General features: G+C 30.0%; 16 protein-coding genes. 8 read left to right on the top strand and 8 right to left on the bottom strand.

Translation table 11 applies throughout. The features are described from left to right. Nucleotides 1-13: 13 nt before the first annotated feature. Nucleotides 14-472, bottom strand: coding sequence for a MarR family winged helix-turn-helix transcriptional regulator (locus ACN5J5_RS02525; protein ID WP_418645768.1), 459 nt, complete (start codon nt 470-472; stop codon nt 14-16). Between the two features lie 190 nt (nt 473-662). On the opposite strand from ACN5J5_RS02525, the gene ACN5J5_RS02520 reads away from it, so the two are divergent. From ACN5J5_RS02520 to ACN5J5_RS02490, 7 genes are all read left to right on the top strand, one after another. Then, on the top strand, nt 663-1,592 hold the full coding sequence (locus tag ACN5J5_RS02520) for an ABC transporter ATP-binding protein (protein WP_418645767.1): 930 nt from the start codon (nt 663-665) through the stop codon (nt 1,590-1,592). Nucleotides 1,593-1,595: 3 nt separating this feature from the next. Continuing rightward, nucleotides 1,596-2,918: an ABC transporter permease gene (locus tag ACN5J5_RS02515; RefSeq protein WP_418645766.1), complete on the top strand. Its 1,323-nt coding sequence runs from the start codon at nt 1,596-1,598 to the stop codon at nt 2,916-2,918. A 13-nt stretch (nt 2,919-2,931) separates the two neighbouring features. Next, complete coding sequence (locus ACN5J5_RS02510) at nt 2,932-3,777, top strand: mechanosensitive ion channel family protein (RefSeq protein WP_418645765.1); 846 nt, start codon at nt 2,932-2,934, stop codon at nt 3,775-3,777. 52 nt (nt 3,778-3,829) lie between these two features. Next, the gene (locus tag ACN5J5_RS02505; RefSeq protein WP_418645764.1) at nt 3,830-4,993 is read left to right on the top strand and encodes a sigma-54-dependent transcriptional regulator; all 1,164 of its coding nucleotides are present in this window, start codon (nt 3,830-3,832) and stop codon (nt 4,991-4,993) included. Nucleotides 4,994-5,137: 144 nt separating this feature from the next. Then, complete coding sequence (locus ACN5J5_RS02500; protein WP_418645763.1) at nt 5,138-5,779, top strand: peroxiredoxin; 642 nt, start codon at nt 5,138-5,140, stop codon at nt 5,777-5,779. A gap of 81 nt (nt 5,780-5,860) precedes the next feature. After that, nucleotides 5,861-6,169 carry a thioredoxin family protein gene (locus tag ACN5J5_RS02495; RefSeq protein ID WP_418645762.1) on the top strand — a complete coding sequence of 103 codons (309 nt, stop codon included), beginning with the start codon at nt 5,861-5,863 and terminating at the stop codon, nt 6,167-6,169. Between the two features lie 2 nt (nt 6,170-6,171). Then, nucleotides 6,172-6,429 carry a DUF6952 family protein gene (locus ACN5J5_RS02490; protein ID WP_418645761.1) on the top strand — a complete coding sequence of 86 codons (258 nt, stop codon included), beginning with the start codon at nt 6,172-6,174 and terminating at the stop codon, nt 6,427-6,429. 62 nt (nt 6,430-6,491) lie between these two features. Here the strand turns inward: ACN5J5_RS02490 and ACN5J5_RS02485 are convergent, their stop codons facing one another. The 6 genes from ACN5J5_RS02485 to ACN5J5_RS02460 form a co-directional block, all read right to left on the bottom strand. Next, a complete protein-coding gene (locus tag ACN5J5_RS02485) occupies nt 6,492-7,184 on the bottom strand; it encodes a hypothetical protein (protein WP_418645760.1) in 693 nt (230 codons plus the stop codon). Nucleotides 7,185-7,229: 45 nt separating this feature from the next. After that, nucleotides 7,230-8,777 (bottom strand): phospholipase D family protein, encoded by a 1,548-nt coding sequence (locus ACN5J5_RS02480; RefSeq protein WP_418645759.1) that lies wholly within the window; start codon nt 8,775-8,777, stop codon nt 7,230-7,232. A 27-nt stretch (nt 8,778-8,804) separates the two neighbouring features. Beyond that, nucleotides 8,805-8,966, bottom strand: a complete 162-nt coding sequence (locus tag ACN5J5_RS02475) for a hypothetical protein (protein ID WP_418645758.1) — start codon at nt 8,964-8,966, stop codon at nt 8,805-8,807. After that, nucleotides 8,959-10,401, bottom strand: coding sequence for a sodium:solute symporter (locus ACN5J5_RS02470; RefSeq protein WP_418645757.1), 1,443 nt, complete (start codon nt 10,399-10,401; stop codon nt 8,959-8,961). Before ACN5J5_RS02470 ends, ACN5J5_RS02475 begins: the two co-directional genes overlap by 8 nt. A 123-nt stretch (nt 10,402-10,524) precedes the next feature. Then, nucleotides 10,525-11,154, bottom strand: a complete 630-nt coding sequence (locus tag ACN5J5_RS02465) for an NAD(P)H-dependent oxidoreductase (protein WP_418645756.1) — start codon at nt 11,152-11,154, stop codon at nt 10,525-10,527. A gap of 89 nt (nt 11,155-11,243) precedes the next feature. Next, nucleotides 11,244-12,071, bottom strand: coding sequence for a peroxiredoxin family protein (locus tag ACN5J5_RS02460; protein WP_418645755.1), 828 nt, complete (start codon nt 12,069-12,071; stop codon nt 11,244-11,246). A 37-nt stretch (nt 12,072-12,108) separates the two neighbouring features. On the opposite strand from ACN5J5_RS02460, the gene ACN5J5_RS02455 reads away from it, so the two are divergent. Further along, nucleotides 12,109-13,386, top strand: a complete 1,278-nt coding sequence (locus ACN5J5_RS02455) for a DUF2851 family protein (RefSeq protein ID WP_418645754.1) — start codon at nt 12,109-12,111, stop codon at nt 13,384-13,386. Here ACN5J5_RS02455 and ACN5J5_RS02450 read toward each other — a convergent pair. Then, nucleotides 13,383-15,836: an alpha-ketoacid dehydrogenase subunit alpha/beta gene (locus tag ACN5J5_RS02450; RefSeq protein WP_418645753.1), complete on the bottom strand. Its 2,454-nt coding sequence runs from the start codon at nt 15,834-15,836 to the stop codon at nt 13,383-13,385. The two genes, ACN5J5_RS02455 and ACN5J5_RS02450, sit on opposite strands and share 4 nt — an antisense overlap. Between the last annotated feature and the right edge of the window lie 88 nt (nt 15,837-15,924).

Raw genomic sequence — 15,924 nt, 5'->3', positions numbered from 1 at the left:
TTATTGGTTTGTTTTATACAGCTTTTTTGTTGGTATTGTTATACACCATCTTTTCTGTAATCAATTTGTTTATTGTTGTTGTTACTTTAAAGAAGATATTTAATTCTTCTTCAGTAATATGTTTTCTAACTTCGTTGTTAAATTGATATACGTGCCCTTTTGATACTTCACGCATTTCTTTACCGTAATCCGTCAACTTAATAATAACGCTTCTTCTATCTGTAGCACTTTTTTCTCTACAAATAACTCCTTTGTCTTCCATGGTTTTTAATAATCGCGAAAGACTTGTTGGTTCCATGCCCATTAAAGGCCCTAAAGCTGTTGATGGAGTTCCGTTTTCAAAATCTATATTCAATAAAACAAAAGCAGTTGCCATCGTGCTGTCGTGCTTTGCAGCTTGCTCGTTGTACATCTTTGCAACAGCTTGCCAAGTGGCTCTTAATTGGTGATCTATTGATTTATCCTTATCCATGTGCAGCCAAAGATATAAAAATTTATTATGCATGCATAGTAAATATCAAAAAAGTTATGCATGCATAGTAAATTTAACATTTTATTATAGATTTAAGCTTTATAATAAAGATGTTACAAATCAATATAAAAATATGTAAGTTTGTCAATACTGGTTTTTATAAAACCGGAGTAAATCAATCATAAAATCAATGAATAATTTATTAGAAATTAACAATGTAGTAAAGCGTTACGGCGATTATACGGCATTAAATAATGTATCAATACAAATACCTAAAGGAAGTGTTTTTGGTCTTTTAGGTCCTAACGGAGCAGGGAAAACATCTTTGATTAGAATTATTAATCAAATTACGATGCCAGATAGTGGCGAAATAATCTTGGATGGCGAAAAGTTAGCGCCCAATCATATAGAATATATAGGTTATTTGCCAGAAGAACGTGGTTTATATAAATCGATGAAAGTTGGTGAACAAGCTTTGTATTTAGCGCAGTTAAAAGGATTGAGTAAATCGGAAGCCAAAAAAAGATTAAAATATTGGTTTGATAAATTTGATATTGGTGCTTGGTGGAATAAAAAAATTGAAGAGCTATCGAAAGGAATGGCTCAAAAAATACAATTTATTGTAACCGTATTACATCAACCTAAGTTATTAATTTTTGATGAACCTTTTTCTGGTTTCGATCCGATAAATGCACAGTTAATAGCCAAAGAAATTTTGCAATTACGTGATGAAGGTGCTACGATTATTTTTTCTACACACCGAATGGAATCGGTTGAAGAAATGTGTGATTATATTGCTTTAATAGATAAGTCTAACAAGATTTTAGACGGTAAATTAGACGATATTAAAAAACAATTTAGAACTAATACTTTTCAGGTTGGCGTAAATACTGCAAATCCGAAGGAAGTAGAAGCAAAGTTAAAAGAGAGTTTTAAGATATTACCTGCAGATTTTAAATTATTAAATGATGGTTTAAAATTAAACGTGCAATTAACCGAAGGCAATTCGGCAAACGATTTGTTATCGTTTTTAACAACTCAAGGGCAAGTACAACATTTTGTTGAGTTAATACCAAGTGCCAACGATATTTTTATAAAAGCAATAAGCAAAAACAGTTAAACGATGAGTAGATTACGATTAATTATAGAACGCGAATTTATTGCCAAGGTTAGAAATAAATCGTTTATAATGATGACTTTTTTAAGTCCGCTATTAATGATTGGTATGGGAGCGTTGGTTTTTTTCTTGATGAAAAAGAACGACGAAAAAGTAAAAAAAATAGTATTTGTTGATGAATCTGGAGTTTTTTCTAAAGATGTTTTTAACGATTCTAAAACAATAAAGTACGAAGATTTTACAGCATTAGGAATTGACGATTCTAAAAAAAAGGTGGAAGAAGGTGATTATTACGGAGCTTTATACATACCAAAACAAGATAGTTTAGAGATACTTGCCAATTCAATTGAGTTTTTCTCAAAAGATTCTCCAAGTATGTCTATTATGGGGAATTTAGAAAGTAAAATTGATAAAAAACTACGCAACGAAAAATTAACTAGTTTCGGAATTGATTTAGCACATATTAAAGAATCTAGAATTTCGGCAGACATTAAAATGTTTAATTTTTCTGGCGAAAAATCATCAAAATTAATTAACGGATTAAAAATTGCTGTGGGTGGTTTAGCAGGATATTTATTAATGATGTTTGTAATGATTTACGGTACTTCTGTAATGCGAAGTGTTATTGAAGAAAAAACGAGTAGAATTATCGAAGTAATTGTGTCATCTGTAAAACCTTTTCAGTTAATGTTGGGTAAAATTATAGGAAATGCATCCGCAGGATTGTTGCAGTTTTTTATCTGGGGTATTTTATTTTTGGTGTTTAGTTTAATTGCATCTTCAGTTTTTGGAATTGATATGATGGAAATGCAAACGGCAAAAGTGCCAGCAGAACAGTTAGAAGCTATGCAACAAGCTGCAGGTAGTAAAGGCGAAATGTTGGTGAAAGAAATATTTAGATTACCATTACTAAAAATGTTTTTACTATTTCTTTTTTACTTTTTAGGTGGTTATATGTTATATAGTTCATTATTTGCTGCAGTTGGTGCTGCTGTAGATAACGAAACCGATACACAACAATTTATGATGCCAATTATGTTGCCTTTAATTTTGGCAGTATATGTTGGTTTTGCAACGGTAATAAATGATCCTCATGGACCAGTATCAGTAATTTTTTCATACATACCATTTACAAGTCCGATTGTAATGTTAATGCGCGTTCCTTTTGGAGTTGCTTGGTGGGAAATAGCACTATCTATGTTGTTGTTAATTCTTACATTTATGCTAATCGTTTGGTTAGCAGCCAAAATTTATAGAGTTGGTATTTTAATGTATGGTAAAAAACCAACGTATAAAGATTTATGGAAATGGATTCGTTATAACGGATAAAAAAAACAGTTATATGAAAGAAATATTTAAGCAATTTAATGAGTTTTTACATTATCGAATTCCTATTGGTGGAAAAGATATAGACATTACAGTTAAAACAATTTTACTGTTAATGATTGTTTTTTTTATTGTAAAATACGCGCTTAGGTATTTTAAAAAATTTGTAAAAAGTAGATTAGAAGAGCAGGATAAAAATAAATTTAACACTATTTTTTCTTTTGCAAGTTGGTTGCTTTATTTAATTGTTTTTTCAATAAGTTTATCGTCAACAGGGGTAGATTTAAGTGCTATATTAGTTGCGTCTTCTGCATTATTAATTGGTGTTGGTTTAGCATTACAAGCCTTTTTTCAGGATATCATTTCAGGTGCTTTTATTATTCTTGATAAAAGTGTACATGTTGGTGATATTATTGAGCTAGACGGTAAAGTTGGTAGGGTAGAAGAGATAAAATTGCGTACCACAAGAGCAGTTACAATTGATAATAAAGTGTTGGTAATTCCAAACCATAAATACTTAACAAATAGTTTATATAACTGGACACAAAACGGAATTACAACACGTGAAAGCGTAAAAGTAGGAGTAGCTTACGGAAGTGACACGCAGTTGGTAAAAAAGTTATTGTTAAAAGCAGCAATAGAGCATCCAAAGGTATACCAACACCCTGCGCCTTTAGTTATTTTTGAAAATTTTGGAGATAGTGCTTTAGAATTTAAATTGGTTTTTACGCTAAACGATAGTTTTCAGGCGCAAATACCACAAAGTGAAATCCGATTTAAAATAGACGCTTTGTTTAGAGAGCATCATATTTCTATTCCGTTTCCGCAAAGAGATATACATATTATTGATAAAAATAAGTAATGGCTCGATTCTTGTATTTTGATAAAAACTAAAAAGAAAATTTACTAAAAAAATGGCAAAAATATTAATAATAGAAGATGAAGCTGCCATCCGCAGAGTTTTAAAAAAAATCATTTCAGAAGAAAATGAAGCTTATCAAGTTGAAGAAGCTGAAAATGGATTGATTGGTATTGAAATGATTAAAAAAACGGATTATGATTTAGTTTTATGTGACATTAAAATGCCTAAAATGGATGGTGTTGAGGTGCTAGAAAAAGCTAAAAAAATAAAACCAGAAACACCAATGGTTATGATTTCTGGTCATGGTGATTTAGATACAGCCGTAAATACCATGCGTTTAGGTGCGTTTGATTATATATCAAAACCACCAGATTTAAACCGTTTACTAAACACCGTTCGTAACGCTTTAGATAAAAAAGAATTGGTGGTAGAAAATAAGCGACTAAAAAAGAAAGTAAGTAAAACTTACGAAATGATTGGTAAGAGTAATGCTATTACTCATATTAAAGAAATTATAGAAAAAGTAGCCGCAACAGATGCACGTGTTTTAATTACGGGACCTAACGGAACCGGAAAAGAATTGGTGGCGCATTGGTTGCACGAAAAATCAGAAAGAGTAAAAGCTCCTATGATTGAAGTAAATTGTGCTGCAATTCCGTCTGAATTAATTGAAAGCGAGCTTTTTGGGCATGTAAAAGGTTCTTTTACAGGTGCAAATAAAGATAGAGCTGGTAAGTTTGAAGCTGCCAATGGCGGAACCATTTTTTTAGATGAAATTGGCGATATGAGTTTGTCGGCACAAGCAAAAGTGTTGCGAGCTTTACAAGAAAATAAAATTCAGCGTGTTGGGTCTGATAAAGATATTAAAGTAAATGTTCGTATTGTCGCAGCGACCAACAAAGATTTAAAAGAAGAAATAGCCGAAGGGCGTTTTCGTGAAGATTTATACCATCGTTTGGCAGTAATTTTAATTAAAGTACCAGCTTTAAATGATAGGCGAGATGATATTCCTTTATTAGTAGATTTTTTTGCTGATAAAATATCAAAAGAACAAGGAATGTCTAAAAAAGAGTTTTCAAAAAATGCCGTAAAATTATTACAAGAATATGATTGGACAGGGAATATACGAGAGCTGCGAAATGTAGTAGAACGTTTGCTTATTTTAGGAGAAAAAGAGATTTCAGAAGATGATGTAAAACTTTTTGCAAGTAAATAGTTGAAACTTATTTACAAAAATAAAAAGTATAAATAAAATTGATGTTGAAATAAAAAATTAGCATTAATTATTTTCTTTTCAACTAAATTAGGATGGTATATTTGTACTTGTAAAATGAATATTAATCAATAAAAAATATAAAAAATGGCAACAGCAGTTGGTAAACAATTTCCAAATTTAAGTGTAGATGCAATGAACGAAATGGGAGACACGTTCAAAGTAAATGTATTAGAAGAAGCTAAAAATAATAATAAAAAAGTATTGTTATTTTGGTATCCAAAAGATTTTACTTTCGTTTGTCCAACAGAGTTACACGCTTTTCAGGCAGCTTTAGGAGAATTTGAAAAAAGAAATACAATTGTAATCGGAGCTTCTTGTGATACTCCAGAGGTGCACTTCGCGTGGTTAAATCAACCAAAAGATAACGGAGGAATAGAAGGTGTTACTTACCCTTTATTAGCAGATAGCAACCGTAATTTATCATCAATCTTAGGAATTTTAGATATTTCTGATGAGGTTTTTGATGAAGCTACTCAAACAGTACAGGTTGTTGGAGATAATGTAACTTATAGAGCTACGTATTTAATTGATGAAGAAGGAACTGTTTTTCATGAAGGAATTAACCACATGCCAGTAGGTAGAAATGTAAATGAATTTTTACGTTTAATTGATGCTTATGCACACGTACAAACAAACGGAGAGGTTTGTCCTGCAAACTGGGAAGAAGGTAAAGATGCAATGAAACCAAACGCAAAAGGAACTGCTGAATATTTAGCTTCTCACTAAAAATATTTATACGAAAGGAACCAAGTCTGTGTGCTAATTGGGGATTAAATACATAGGCTCCTTTCACATAACTAAAAAATTATGGTACAAGAATTAAATCAAGATAATTTAGCTGAGATTGTTTCAGAAAATAGTAAAGTAGTCGTGCAATATTCGGCAACTTGGTGTGGTAACTGTCGTATTATGAAACCAAAATTTAAAAAATTGGCTTCTGAAAATGAAAATGCGACTTTTATAATTGTGGATGCAGAAAAATTTCCTGAAAGCAGAAAATTAGCAGACGTAAGTAATTTACCAACATTTGCAACTTTTGTTGATGGTAAATTTGTAAATCAAACACAAACAAACAAGTTTGATGTATTAAAAGATTTAGTTAACGAAGTATTGTAATTATGAAGCTACCAGTAATAAAACACTTAACTAATTTTATTGATGAAAACGATCAAGATTACGTATTAGAAACCATAGAAACGTTAGAAGCACTAACAGAAGTTTCTTCTTTAAAAGATGAAGAGCTAGATGTTATTGGTGAGCTAATTTCTAATATGTATGGAGCTATTGAGGTTGATAAAATGATAAAAGATGGTACACCTAAAAAGGAAGCGTTAAATAATTTTATGAAACGTGTTTTAGGATCTATTGATAAATAGTTTTAGTGTTTACGAACAAAAAAATCCCAAGTTTTTTAACTTGGTTTTTTTATATAAAAATATTATATTTTTGTATATATTTTTCCTTTCCTAGTTATGGTCTTTCTCTTTTTGCTAGACTCAATGTAGTTGTTTATTTTTTCCTTTGTTTTATCATTAATTTCTTTTTTTTGAATTCTTGTAGCTTTGGAGGAGTTATAATTTGTTAGTGTTCCCTTTTCTGAATTAAAAGACATTTTTGAAACCATACTTACCATGTTAGCATAATAATTATGATAAATTTTTATGTCATTAAAATCATTAACAATCTTAATCATTGTTGTTTTTGATTCATTAAACTCAAGTTGTATTTTTTTTGATTTAGGTAGTTTTAAGTTTATAGAAACAGTTTTTGAACCTTGCTTAAATTCAGGGAACTTAGTTAGCTTAGTATTTGTGTTTATAAATAATTTTTCAGCTTTTTTAGAAAAAGGTTTATTGTATTGTAAAATAATAATGTCTTTTTTTATTTGATTATTTTTTAAGCCAAATAAATAAAACTCTTTCTTTAATTCTTCATTAGGGATTAGTTTTAATTTATTTTGATCAGAAATTGAATAGTTTCCGTATATTTTCAAGTCAACATTCCCAAACATTGAGTAATAAAAAAAAGTAGTATTCTTTAGTAAATATAAACCAGAAGAAACTTCAAAGCCAGATAGGTTATAAAAACCTTCGGCTTCTTTATATTTGTTTTGAGCAAAGCTACTATTCAAAAATAGGACGAAAAATAATAGGTAGTATTTATTCATTAGTCAATTTTATAATATGTTTTTTGGAATTATTTTTCTAGTCCAAGTTTTTATACGTTTATAATTACTCACTTCAGAGTCTGGATTGTATTTTAATGTTGTTTCCCATGAATTTTCAGGTTTAAATTCTTCTTCCATACCTTTTAAAACACTCTTTGAAACTTTCTCAGAATTTACAATAACAATACATTCTGTATTTAGATTTGCGCTCCTAGGATCAAGGTTAAACGTACCTATAACAGTTGTTTTATTATCTATAACCATAGATTTTGCATGAAGACCAAAAATTGGTTTATGATTTAGTTTTTCTTGAAGCTCACCAGTCATTATTTTTGTGCGTTCAGCTGCATCCGGACGAAATTCAAATATTCTAATTCCTGTATTTAATAGTTTTTTTCTATCTGTTTGATAACTACTAAAGGCTTCTACATTATCTGTAGAGGCTAAACTATTGGTAAGTATTCTAATTTTCACACCTCTATCAACTGCTTCTTTAAAAAGATTTTGAGCTAGTTCAGTAGTGATTAAATATGGTGTTTGAATATCTATAGATGATTTAGCTTTTTTAATCAAACTAATTAAAGCGCTGGTTGATGTACCTCCTCCTTTTAATCCATTTGTACCATCATTTTTACCAGGAATATCTGATATGAAATTTACATCATCTAGCCATATTAATTTACCTGACTCTTTAATAGAGTTAAATGTATTAGGTAAATTTTTAATTCGTTCTCTTATCTGTGGCCAAAAATTAGCAGGATTGCAGGCATATTCATGTAAATTATCAAATCTGTTTTCTAATAAAATATTTTCTGACTGTTTTTCTATTATACTAGTAACATCTTTGCAGAGTGAACTATTCCAAAACTCATCAAAAGATTTATTAACTTCTTTAGTTTCTTTTCCTATTAATAAAATATCTCTATCTCTAAAATTATATTCATGATCGTAATCAAAATATTCATCAGCTATGTTACGACCTCCTGTAATTACAACTTTACCATCAACAATAAATGTTTTATTATGCATACGTTGGTTAGCAGATCTAAAATATGTTGTAAATTTTCGAATTTTTTGAAAAATATTCTTTCCTAAATTAACACCAGGGTTATAAATTTTTACAGTAATGTTTTTATGAGAATTAAATGTAAGAATGTCCTCTATGTCTGAATCAACCATAATGTCATCAACAATGATTCTAATTTTAACGCCACGATCAGCAGCCTTTATTAAATAATCACAAGCAATAAGACCTACATTATCTGTCGAAAAAATAAAATATTGAATATCAATAGTCTTTTCGGCATATTCGGTTAACCAAGCTCTGGCAATCATTGATCCGCTACCGTCTTCTAAAACATATACACCCGTTTTTGTTTGCATAATTTCAGTAAATTCATTGAGTTCCTTAGAAAGGGTAATGCTATCGTTTCGATGAATACTTGAACAAAAGTCTGTTTTATTTTTTTTAGAAGATGTACTGCATGAAGCTACAATAAAAGCAATAATTATATAGCAAATATGGAAATTTAATATTAATTTAATTTGTGTTTTCATTTTTTTGTTTGACTAAGCAATAGTGATTTAGTTTTTTTTCTCTTTTTGTTCGTTTATTTTCTTTACAAGCGCTTTTAAACGTTCTTTATTACGCTGCTTTTCTAGTTTTACTTTATTTTCTTTCTGTTTCATTAAACGAGTATGCTTCGCTTTATTAGCAGTATTTTTTGCTTTTCCTTTTTTAGGCATTTTTATGTTGTTTTATAGCTAATAATCCTAAGAAAGTAATGAATCCGTTTAATACTAATACAAAGAATCCAAAGTCGAAATTTAATTGCGATTTACTAAAAACACTTATTATATAAGTAAGAATAGGTGATAAAATACAAACTATTGGAACCAATTTATCTTTTACGTTTAGTTTGGTAAACAATCCGAAGGCATATAAACCTAATAAAGGTCCGTAGGTATAGCCAGCAAATTGAAATATTTTAGCAATTACACTTGCATCAGCAATAAAATATTTAAAAACCAAAATGGTTGCGATTAATATGAGTGAGAATAAGACGTGTATTTTTTTACGAATGCTTTCTTTTTCTTGTTGATTTTCTTTTTTGTCGATTTCTAAAATATCAATACTAAACGAAGTGGTTAAGGATGTTAAAGCACTATCTGCACTTGAATAAGCGGCAGCAATTAAACCGAGTAAAAAGAAAAGTGAGGTTGCCAAACCTAAATCACCACTCATGGCAATGGTTGGAAATAATTGATCTTTATGAGCGTTAATTTCGTTTGTAGTAGCATAATCTGTTAATAAAATCCCTAATGCTAAAAAGAAAAAATTAACGATAACTAACACGATTGTAAACCAAAACATATTTTTTTTAGCGTCTTCTAAATTACGACAAGTCAAGTTTTTTTGCATCATATCTTGGTCTAAACCTGTCATTACAATCGCAATAAATGCTCCAGAGAAAAAGCGATTCCAAAAATAATTTCCAGCTTTCCAATCCTCAAAAAAGAACATTTTAGAGAGTTTGTTTTCAGATATATATGAGAATAAACTGTCAATTTTCATTTCATTTTTAATCATAACAGTACAAACGCCTACGGCAATTAGCATAAATAAAGTTTGCAAAGTATCCGTCCAAACAATAGTTTTTATACCGCCTTTAAAAGTATATAACCAAATTAATAAAATGGTAATGGTTACGGTTAGCCAAAACGGAATTCCGTATGCATCAAACAAAATTAATTGCAATACATTGGCAACTAAAAATAATCGAAAAGCAGCACCAATGGTTCTTGATAACAAGAAAAATGAAGCTCCGGTTTTGTAAGAAAATATACCAAAACGATCTTCTAAATACGTGTAAATTGAAGTTAAATTTAATTTATAATACAGCGGTAATAGTATTAAACCAATTACAGCATACCCAACAACATACCCGAAAACCATTTGCATATAACTCATTTGTTGGCCTTCAATCCATCCAGGAACAGAAATAAAGGTAACGCCGGATAAGGATGCGCCAATCATACCAAAAGCAACTAAATACCAAGGTGATGAATTATCGGCTTTAAAAAAAGTGTTGTTGTTTGCAGATTTTCCGGTGATATAAGAAATAAGAATTAATACACCAAAATAAGCAAGAATAAGGAGTAATATATGTAATGGTTGCATACAGTTAAATTATGAATTACGAATGTACTAATTTGTAATTATAAATTAAATGTAATAAGTTTAATAAATGCCATTTTGAGCGAAGTAGAGATCTTTTTATTCCGCTCAAAGCGACAAAGAGTATTAAAATTCGATGATAACTTCTTCCGTTTTTTTACGAACTTTTTTTAAGTCTTTCATAAAATCATCTTCGGCTCTAAAACCAACAGGTAACACTAAAACTGATGTTAAATTGTATTTGCTTAGGCTTAAAATTTCATCATATTTTTCAGGAATAAATCCTTCCATTGGGCAAGAGTCTATTCGTTCGTTTGCAGCAACCGTCATTAAATTACCCAAAGCAATATAGGCTTGATTTTTGTTCCAAATAGTTAATTCTTCTTGCGTTTTATTACTGATAGATGAAGTAAGCATTTTTTTAAACGGATTTAAAATTTCATCAGGAGTATTTCTGATTTTTTTTACCAACGAAAAGTAATTTTCAACGTCTTTTTGCGTGTATTCTTTAGGAATACATAATACTAAAACATGAGATGCTTGTGCTATTTGTGGCTGATTCCAAGAATGTGCAACTAATTGTTGTTGAATTTCTTTATTCTGAATTACCACCATTTTAATTGGCTGCAATCCGTAAGAAGTCGCGGTTAAATTAAAGGCTTCTTTTAATGTATTTATTTGTGCTGTTGAAAGCGATTTATTTTCGTCAAATTTTTTAACAGCATAACGCCATTGTAAACTTTCTATACTATTCATTTTTTTGAATTTATTTGCGAAGCGAAATTACAATTGCTTTTAACATAACCATGTATTTTATGATTGTAAAAATTGATGCTTCAATAAATTTAATCTTTATAATTATCAATTATTTTTATAAATGTTGCGGGTTCTGGTCGCACACGATAATTATCGGTTAAATCAGCAAAAATAATTTTGTTGTTTTTATCGGTAATAATCACGGTTGGTAAAACAACATCAGAATTGTAACCAAAAAGTTGGAATCCAGCTGGCAGTCCGTTTTTATGAAGAATACCTAATTTTTTAGCTACAGTATTATTTACATCAACTAAAAAATGAAAGGGAACTTGATGCTTATCAGCTAAGTTTTTGGTGAATTTATGTGGTTGAGAACTTATTAAAATCATATCTGTATTTCTAGCTTCTAACTCTTTATATTCGTTAACTACTTCTTTAATTTGAGCCATACAAAGTGGACACCAATTGCCTCGGTAAAAAATAAAAACTTTAAAATTACCAGTTAAATTATTAATTGTAATATTTTTTGCTTGCGCATTTTTAAGAGTGAAATTAGGAAGTGTTTTTCCGACTTCTAAAACCGAATCGTTTCTAAAATTAAAAGAAGAGTACCAAACTAAATAAGCCAGCCATCCTAAAGCTAAAAGAACTGCAGTAAAAAGTGAGGTTTGATTAAAATTAAACAGGTTTAAAACAAAACCTAAAACAATTAAAGCAGAGTATAAAGTAAGTGTTTTAGTGGTTCTGGCTACAGGTTTTAGAAATAGCATAGCAAAGAATAAAACAATAGTAATAGACGAAATTAACAAACCTATTTGGTTACCATTAAAGTTGGAATTTATAACTGTTTTAATAAAAATAAACAAAGCAAAAACAGGAAATCCGCTGATAAAAAGTGATTTAAAAATATTTTTCATAAATTAATAGTCGTAAAATAATTGCTAATTTACGGTTATGAAAGAAGATTTTTTGCATTTTTTATGGCAATACAAATTATTTGATTCAAGTAATTTGAAATCCATTAACAATGAAGTTATTCAAATAGTTAAATCGGGTATTTTAAATAAACATACGGGTCCCGATTTTTTTAATGCTCAATTAAAAATTAACAATCAATTATGGGTTGGAAATGTTGAAATTCATATTAATTCTTCTGATTGGTATTTGCATAAACACGAGGAGGATGAAAATTATGATGCCGTAATTTTACACGTAGTTTGGCAGCATGACCACGAAGTGTTTATGAAAAATAACAAACCAATGCCAACACTTGAATTGAAACCATTAATTGATGAAAGTTTATTAAATAATTATCAAAATTTATTTTCTAAACAACTGCGTTGGATTCCTTGTGAGAAACAATTAAAATCGGTGGATTCGTTTTTAATAAATAACTGGTTAGAGCGATTGTATATTGAGCGATTAGAGAATAAATCGACTTTAATAAAAGAATTACTGATAAAAACCAACAATAATTTTGAAGCCGTTTTATTCTTGTTATTAGCTAAAAACTTCGGATTAAAAATAAACGGAGATGCTTTTTTAAGATTAGCAGAATCGTTTGATTTTTCTGTGTTGCGAAAAACTCGATTTGAAGAGCAACAGTTATCTGCCTTATTATTTGGGCAAGCTGGTTTTTTTGAAAGTGATTTAGAAGATGAATATTTTACTCAACAAAAAAAAGAATACTATTATTTGCAACATAAATTTAATTTAAAGCCAATTTCTAAGAATCAATTTCAGTTTTTTAGAATGCGACCTAGCAATTTTCCTACCATTAGAATAGCACAGTTAGTGGCACTGTTTTTTAAGCATCAAAATTTGTTTTCTAAATTAATCGCACTGAAAAAAATAGAAGATTTTTATAACTTGTTTTCTGTTGAAGTAAATGATTTTTGGAAAGTTCATTATACGTTTGAAACGGAATCTAAAAAATCATCAAAAAAACTCACAAAATCATTTATCGATTTGTTATTGATAAACACTATTGTTCCGTTAAAGTTTGTGTACGAGCAAAATAGGGGAGTAGTAAATGAAATCCATATTTTTAAATTATTACAGCAAATTAAACCCGAAAAAAATTCAATAATATCTAAGTTTTCCGATTTAAAACTAACAGCAAAAAATGCTTTTGAAAGTCAAGCTTTATTAGAGCTTAAAAATAACTATTGCGCAAAGAAACGATGTTTACAATGCGCAATAGGTAATGATTTGTTAAGAGATTTTACTTAATACAAACTTTTATATTTTGTAGGGTTTGCTTCATGCATAATTGCATATACTTTTTCAAATATATCTTCTGCAGATGGTTTAGAGAAATAATCTCCGTCTGTACCATAAGCAGGTCTGTGTGCTTTTGCTGTTAATGTTTGAGGTTTACTGTCTAAGTGTTTGTATCCGTTTTGGTTTTCAACAATTTCTTGTAATAAATATGCTGAAGCTCCACCAGGTACATCTTCATCAACAACTAATAATCGGTTTGTTTTTGCAACCGATTTTACTGTATCGTGATTTACATCAAAAGGTAATAAACTTTGTGCATCTATAATTTCAATATTAATACCAACTTGTACTAATTCTTTAGCGGCCTCTTCTACAATTCGTAAGGTAGAACCGTAAGAAATAACGGTAATGTCTGTACCTTCTTTAATAGTTTCTACAACACCAATTGGAGTTTTAAATTCACCTAAATTAGTTGGTAACTCTTCTTTTAAACGGTATCCATTTAAACATTCAACCACTAAAGCAGGATCATCACCTTCTAACAAAGTATTGTAAAATCCAGCAGCTTTGGTCATATTTCTTGGCACTAAAACATGAATTCCGCGAATGTTATTTATAATTCCTCCCATTGGTGATCCAGAATGCCAGATACCTTCTAAACGGTGCCCACGGGTACGGATAATTAATGGTGCTTTTTGCTTACCAAATGTACGGTAACGAAGTGTTGCTAAATCGTCGCTCATAATTTGTAAGGCGTACAATAAATAGTCTAAGTATTGAATTTCAGCAATTGGACGTAAACCACGCATTGCCATTCCAATTCCCTGACCTAAAATAGTTGCTTCACGAATACCAGTATCAGAAACTCTTAATTCGCCATATTTTTCTTGTAAACCTTCTAAACCTTGATTTACATCACCAATATAACCAGCATCTTCACCAAAAATTAAAGTTTCAGGATATTTATTAAAAATGGCATCAAAATTATCACGCATAATAATTCGCGCATCTACCAAGTTTTTTTCAGCAGCGTAAGTTGGTGCTTCAGAAACAATGTTTTGTGTAGCAAGTTCAGTTTCACTTAATAAATGATCAGAAAACTTTACTTTAGCAGTATCTATAGCTGATTTTATAAAGTTTTGTAATGTTATTTTTTCTGCAAAATTCTCGTCTTTTAAATAACGTAAACTTTTACGAGCAGCTACTAAAATATCTTTTCTAATAGGTTCGGTAATTGCAGCTAAGTCATTTTTATATTTGGTTATAAAAGAACCGTTGTTACTTTTTTGAGCTACAATTTCTAATAAATTAACAGCAGCAGTAACCTCACTTTTTATTTCGTTTGTATAAGCACTCCAAGCATCACGTTTTGCTTTGCTAACTTCTTTTTTTGCTTCTTTTTCAATATTTATTAAATCTTCTTCGCCATCAATAAATTTTAAAACACCTCCGTTTTCATCTTCTAATTCAAATTCTAAAATCCATTTACGCATTTGCGCAATACAATCAAAATTTTGCTCCCATTGTAAACGCTCTTTCGATTTGTATCTTTCGTGCGATCCAGAAGTAGAGTGCCCTTGCGGTTGTGTTAATTCTTTTACGTGTATTAAAACAGGTATGTGTTTTTCTCTAGCAATTTTAGAAGCTTTACTGTAAATATCTATTAATTGTACATAATCCCATCCGTTTACAACAAAAATTTCATAACCATTGGTATCATTTTCTTTTTGAAATCCTTTTAAAATTTCAGAAATACTTTCTTTTGTTGTTTGATGCTTTGCATGAACCGAAATACCATATTCGTCATCCCAAACATTCATAACCATTGGTACTTGTAAAACTCCGGCAGCATTTATTGTTTCAAAAAATAAACCTTCAGAAGTACTTGCGTTACCGATGGTTCCCCAAGCAACCTCATTACCTTGATTAGAAAAATTAGTAAAATTTTCTAATCCTTTTACATTACGATAAATTTTAGAAGCTTGTGCTAAACCTAATAAACGTGGCATTTGCCCCGCGGTTGGAGAAATATCTGCCGATGAATTTTTTTGAGCAGTTAAGTTTTTCCACTGTCCGTTTTCATCTAAAGAATGCGTTGCAAAATGACCACCCATTTGACGACCACCAGACATAGGATCAACATTTATGTCGGCATGCCCATATAAACCTGCAAAAAACTGAATAGGCGTTAATTGGTTAATAGCCATCATAAAGGTTTGATCTCGGTAATATCCCGATCTAAAATCTCCGTTTTGAAATGCTTTAGCCATTGCCAATTGCGGCACTTCTTTACCGTCTCCGAAAATTCCGAATTTAGCTTTCCCTGTTAAAACTTCTCTACGACCTAGCAAACTACATTCTCTACTTATACGCGCAGTGCGATAATCGTTTAAAACCTCGTTTTTAAAATCTTGAAAAGAAAGTTGTTGAGTATTAACTGTTTCAGTAATTTGCGACATGATTTTTTATTTTAGGTATGGATACAAAGATAGTTTTTTTAGTTGAAATTTAAAAATTTCAATTTTTATTGAATATTCTTTAAAAAAA

Origin of the sequence: Tenacibaculum insulae, from assembly GCF_964512435.1 — a bacterium.
GTDB classification, from domain to species: Bacteria; Bacteroidota; Bacteroidia; order Flavobacteriales; family Flavobacteriaceae; genus Polaribacter; species Polaribacter insulae_A.
Note: the sequence above shows the minus strand (reverse complement) of the source record. Positions and strands in the feature narration are given on the sequence as shown.

Excerpts from the sequence above, each read along its gene's own strand:
- ACN5J5_RS02495 (WP_418645762.1), top strand. The coding sequence starts at position 5,861 with ATGGTACAAGAATTAAATCAAGATAATTTAGCTGAGATTGTTTCAGAA.
- ACN5J5_RS02505 (WP_418645764.1), top strand. The coding sequence starts at position 3,830 with ATGGCAAAAATATTAATAATAGAAGATGAAGCTGCCATCCGCAGAGTT.
- ACN5J5_RS02455 (WP_418645754.1), top strand. The coding sequence starts at position 12,109 with ATGAAAGAAGATTTTTTGCATTTTTTATGGCAATACAAATTATTTGAT.
- ACN5J5_RS02470 (WP_418645757.1), bottom strand. The coding sequence starts at position 10,401 with ATGCAACCATTACATATATTACTCCTTATTCTTGCTTATTTTGGTGTA.
- ACN5J5_RS02475 (WP_418645758.1), bottom strand. The coding sequence starts at position 8,966 with ATGCCTAAAAAAGGAAAAGCAAAAAATACTGCTAATAAAGCGAAGCAT.
- ACN5J5_RS02520 (WP_418645767.1), top strand. The coding sequence starts at position 663 with ATGAATAATTTATTAGAAATTAACAATGTAGTAAAGCGTTACGGCGAT.
- ACN5J5_RS02515 (WP_418645766.1), top strand. The coding sequence starts at position 1,596 with ATGAGTAGATTACGATTAATTATAGAACGCGAATTTATTGCCAAGGTT.
- ACN5J5_RS02465 (WP_418645756.1), bottom strand. The coding sequence starts at position 11,154 with ATGAATAGTATAGAAAGTTTACAATGGCGTTATGCTGTTAAAAAATTT.
- ACN5J5_RS02460 (WP_418645755.1), bottom strand. The coding sequence starts at position 12,071 with ATGAAAAATATTTTTAAATCACTTTTTATCAGCGGATTTCCTGTTTTT.
- ACN5J5_RS02450 (WP_418645753.1), bottom strand. The coding sequence starts at position 15,836 with ATGTCGCAAATTACTGAAACAGTTAATACTCAACAACTTTCTTTTCAA.
- ACN5J5_RS02480 (WP_418645759.1), bottom strand. The coding sequence starts at position 8,777 with ATGAAAACACAAATTAAATTAATATTAAATTTCCATATTTGCTATATA.
- ACN5J5_RS02510 (WP_418645765.1), top strand. The coding sequence starts at position 2,932 with ATGAAAGAAATATTTAAGCAATTTAATGAGTTTTTACATTATCGAATT.
- ACN5J5_RS02500 (WP_418645763.1), top strand. The coding sequence starts at position 5,138 with ATGGCAACAGCAGTTGGTAAACAATTTCCAAATTTAAGTGTAGATGCA.
- ACN5J5_RS02525 (WP_418645768.1), bottom strand. The coding sequence starts at position 472 with ATGGATAAGGATAAATCAATAGATCACCAATTAAGAGCCACTTGGCAA.
- ACN5J5_RS02490 (WP_418645761.1), top strand. The coding sequence starts at position 6,172 with ATGAAGCTACCAGTAATAAAACACTTAACTAATTTTATTGATGAAAAC.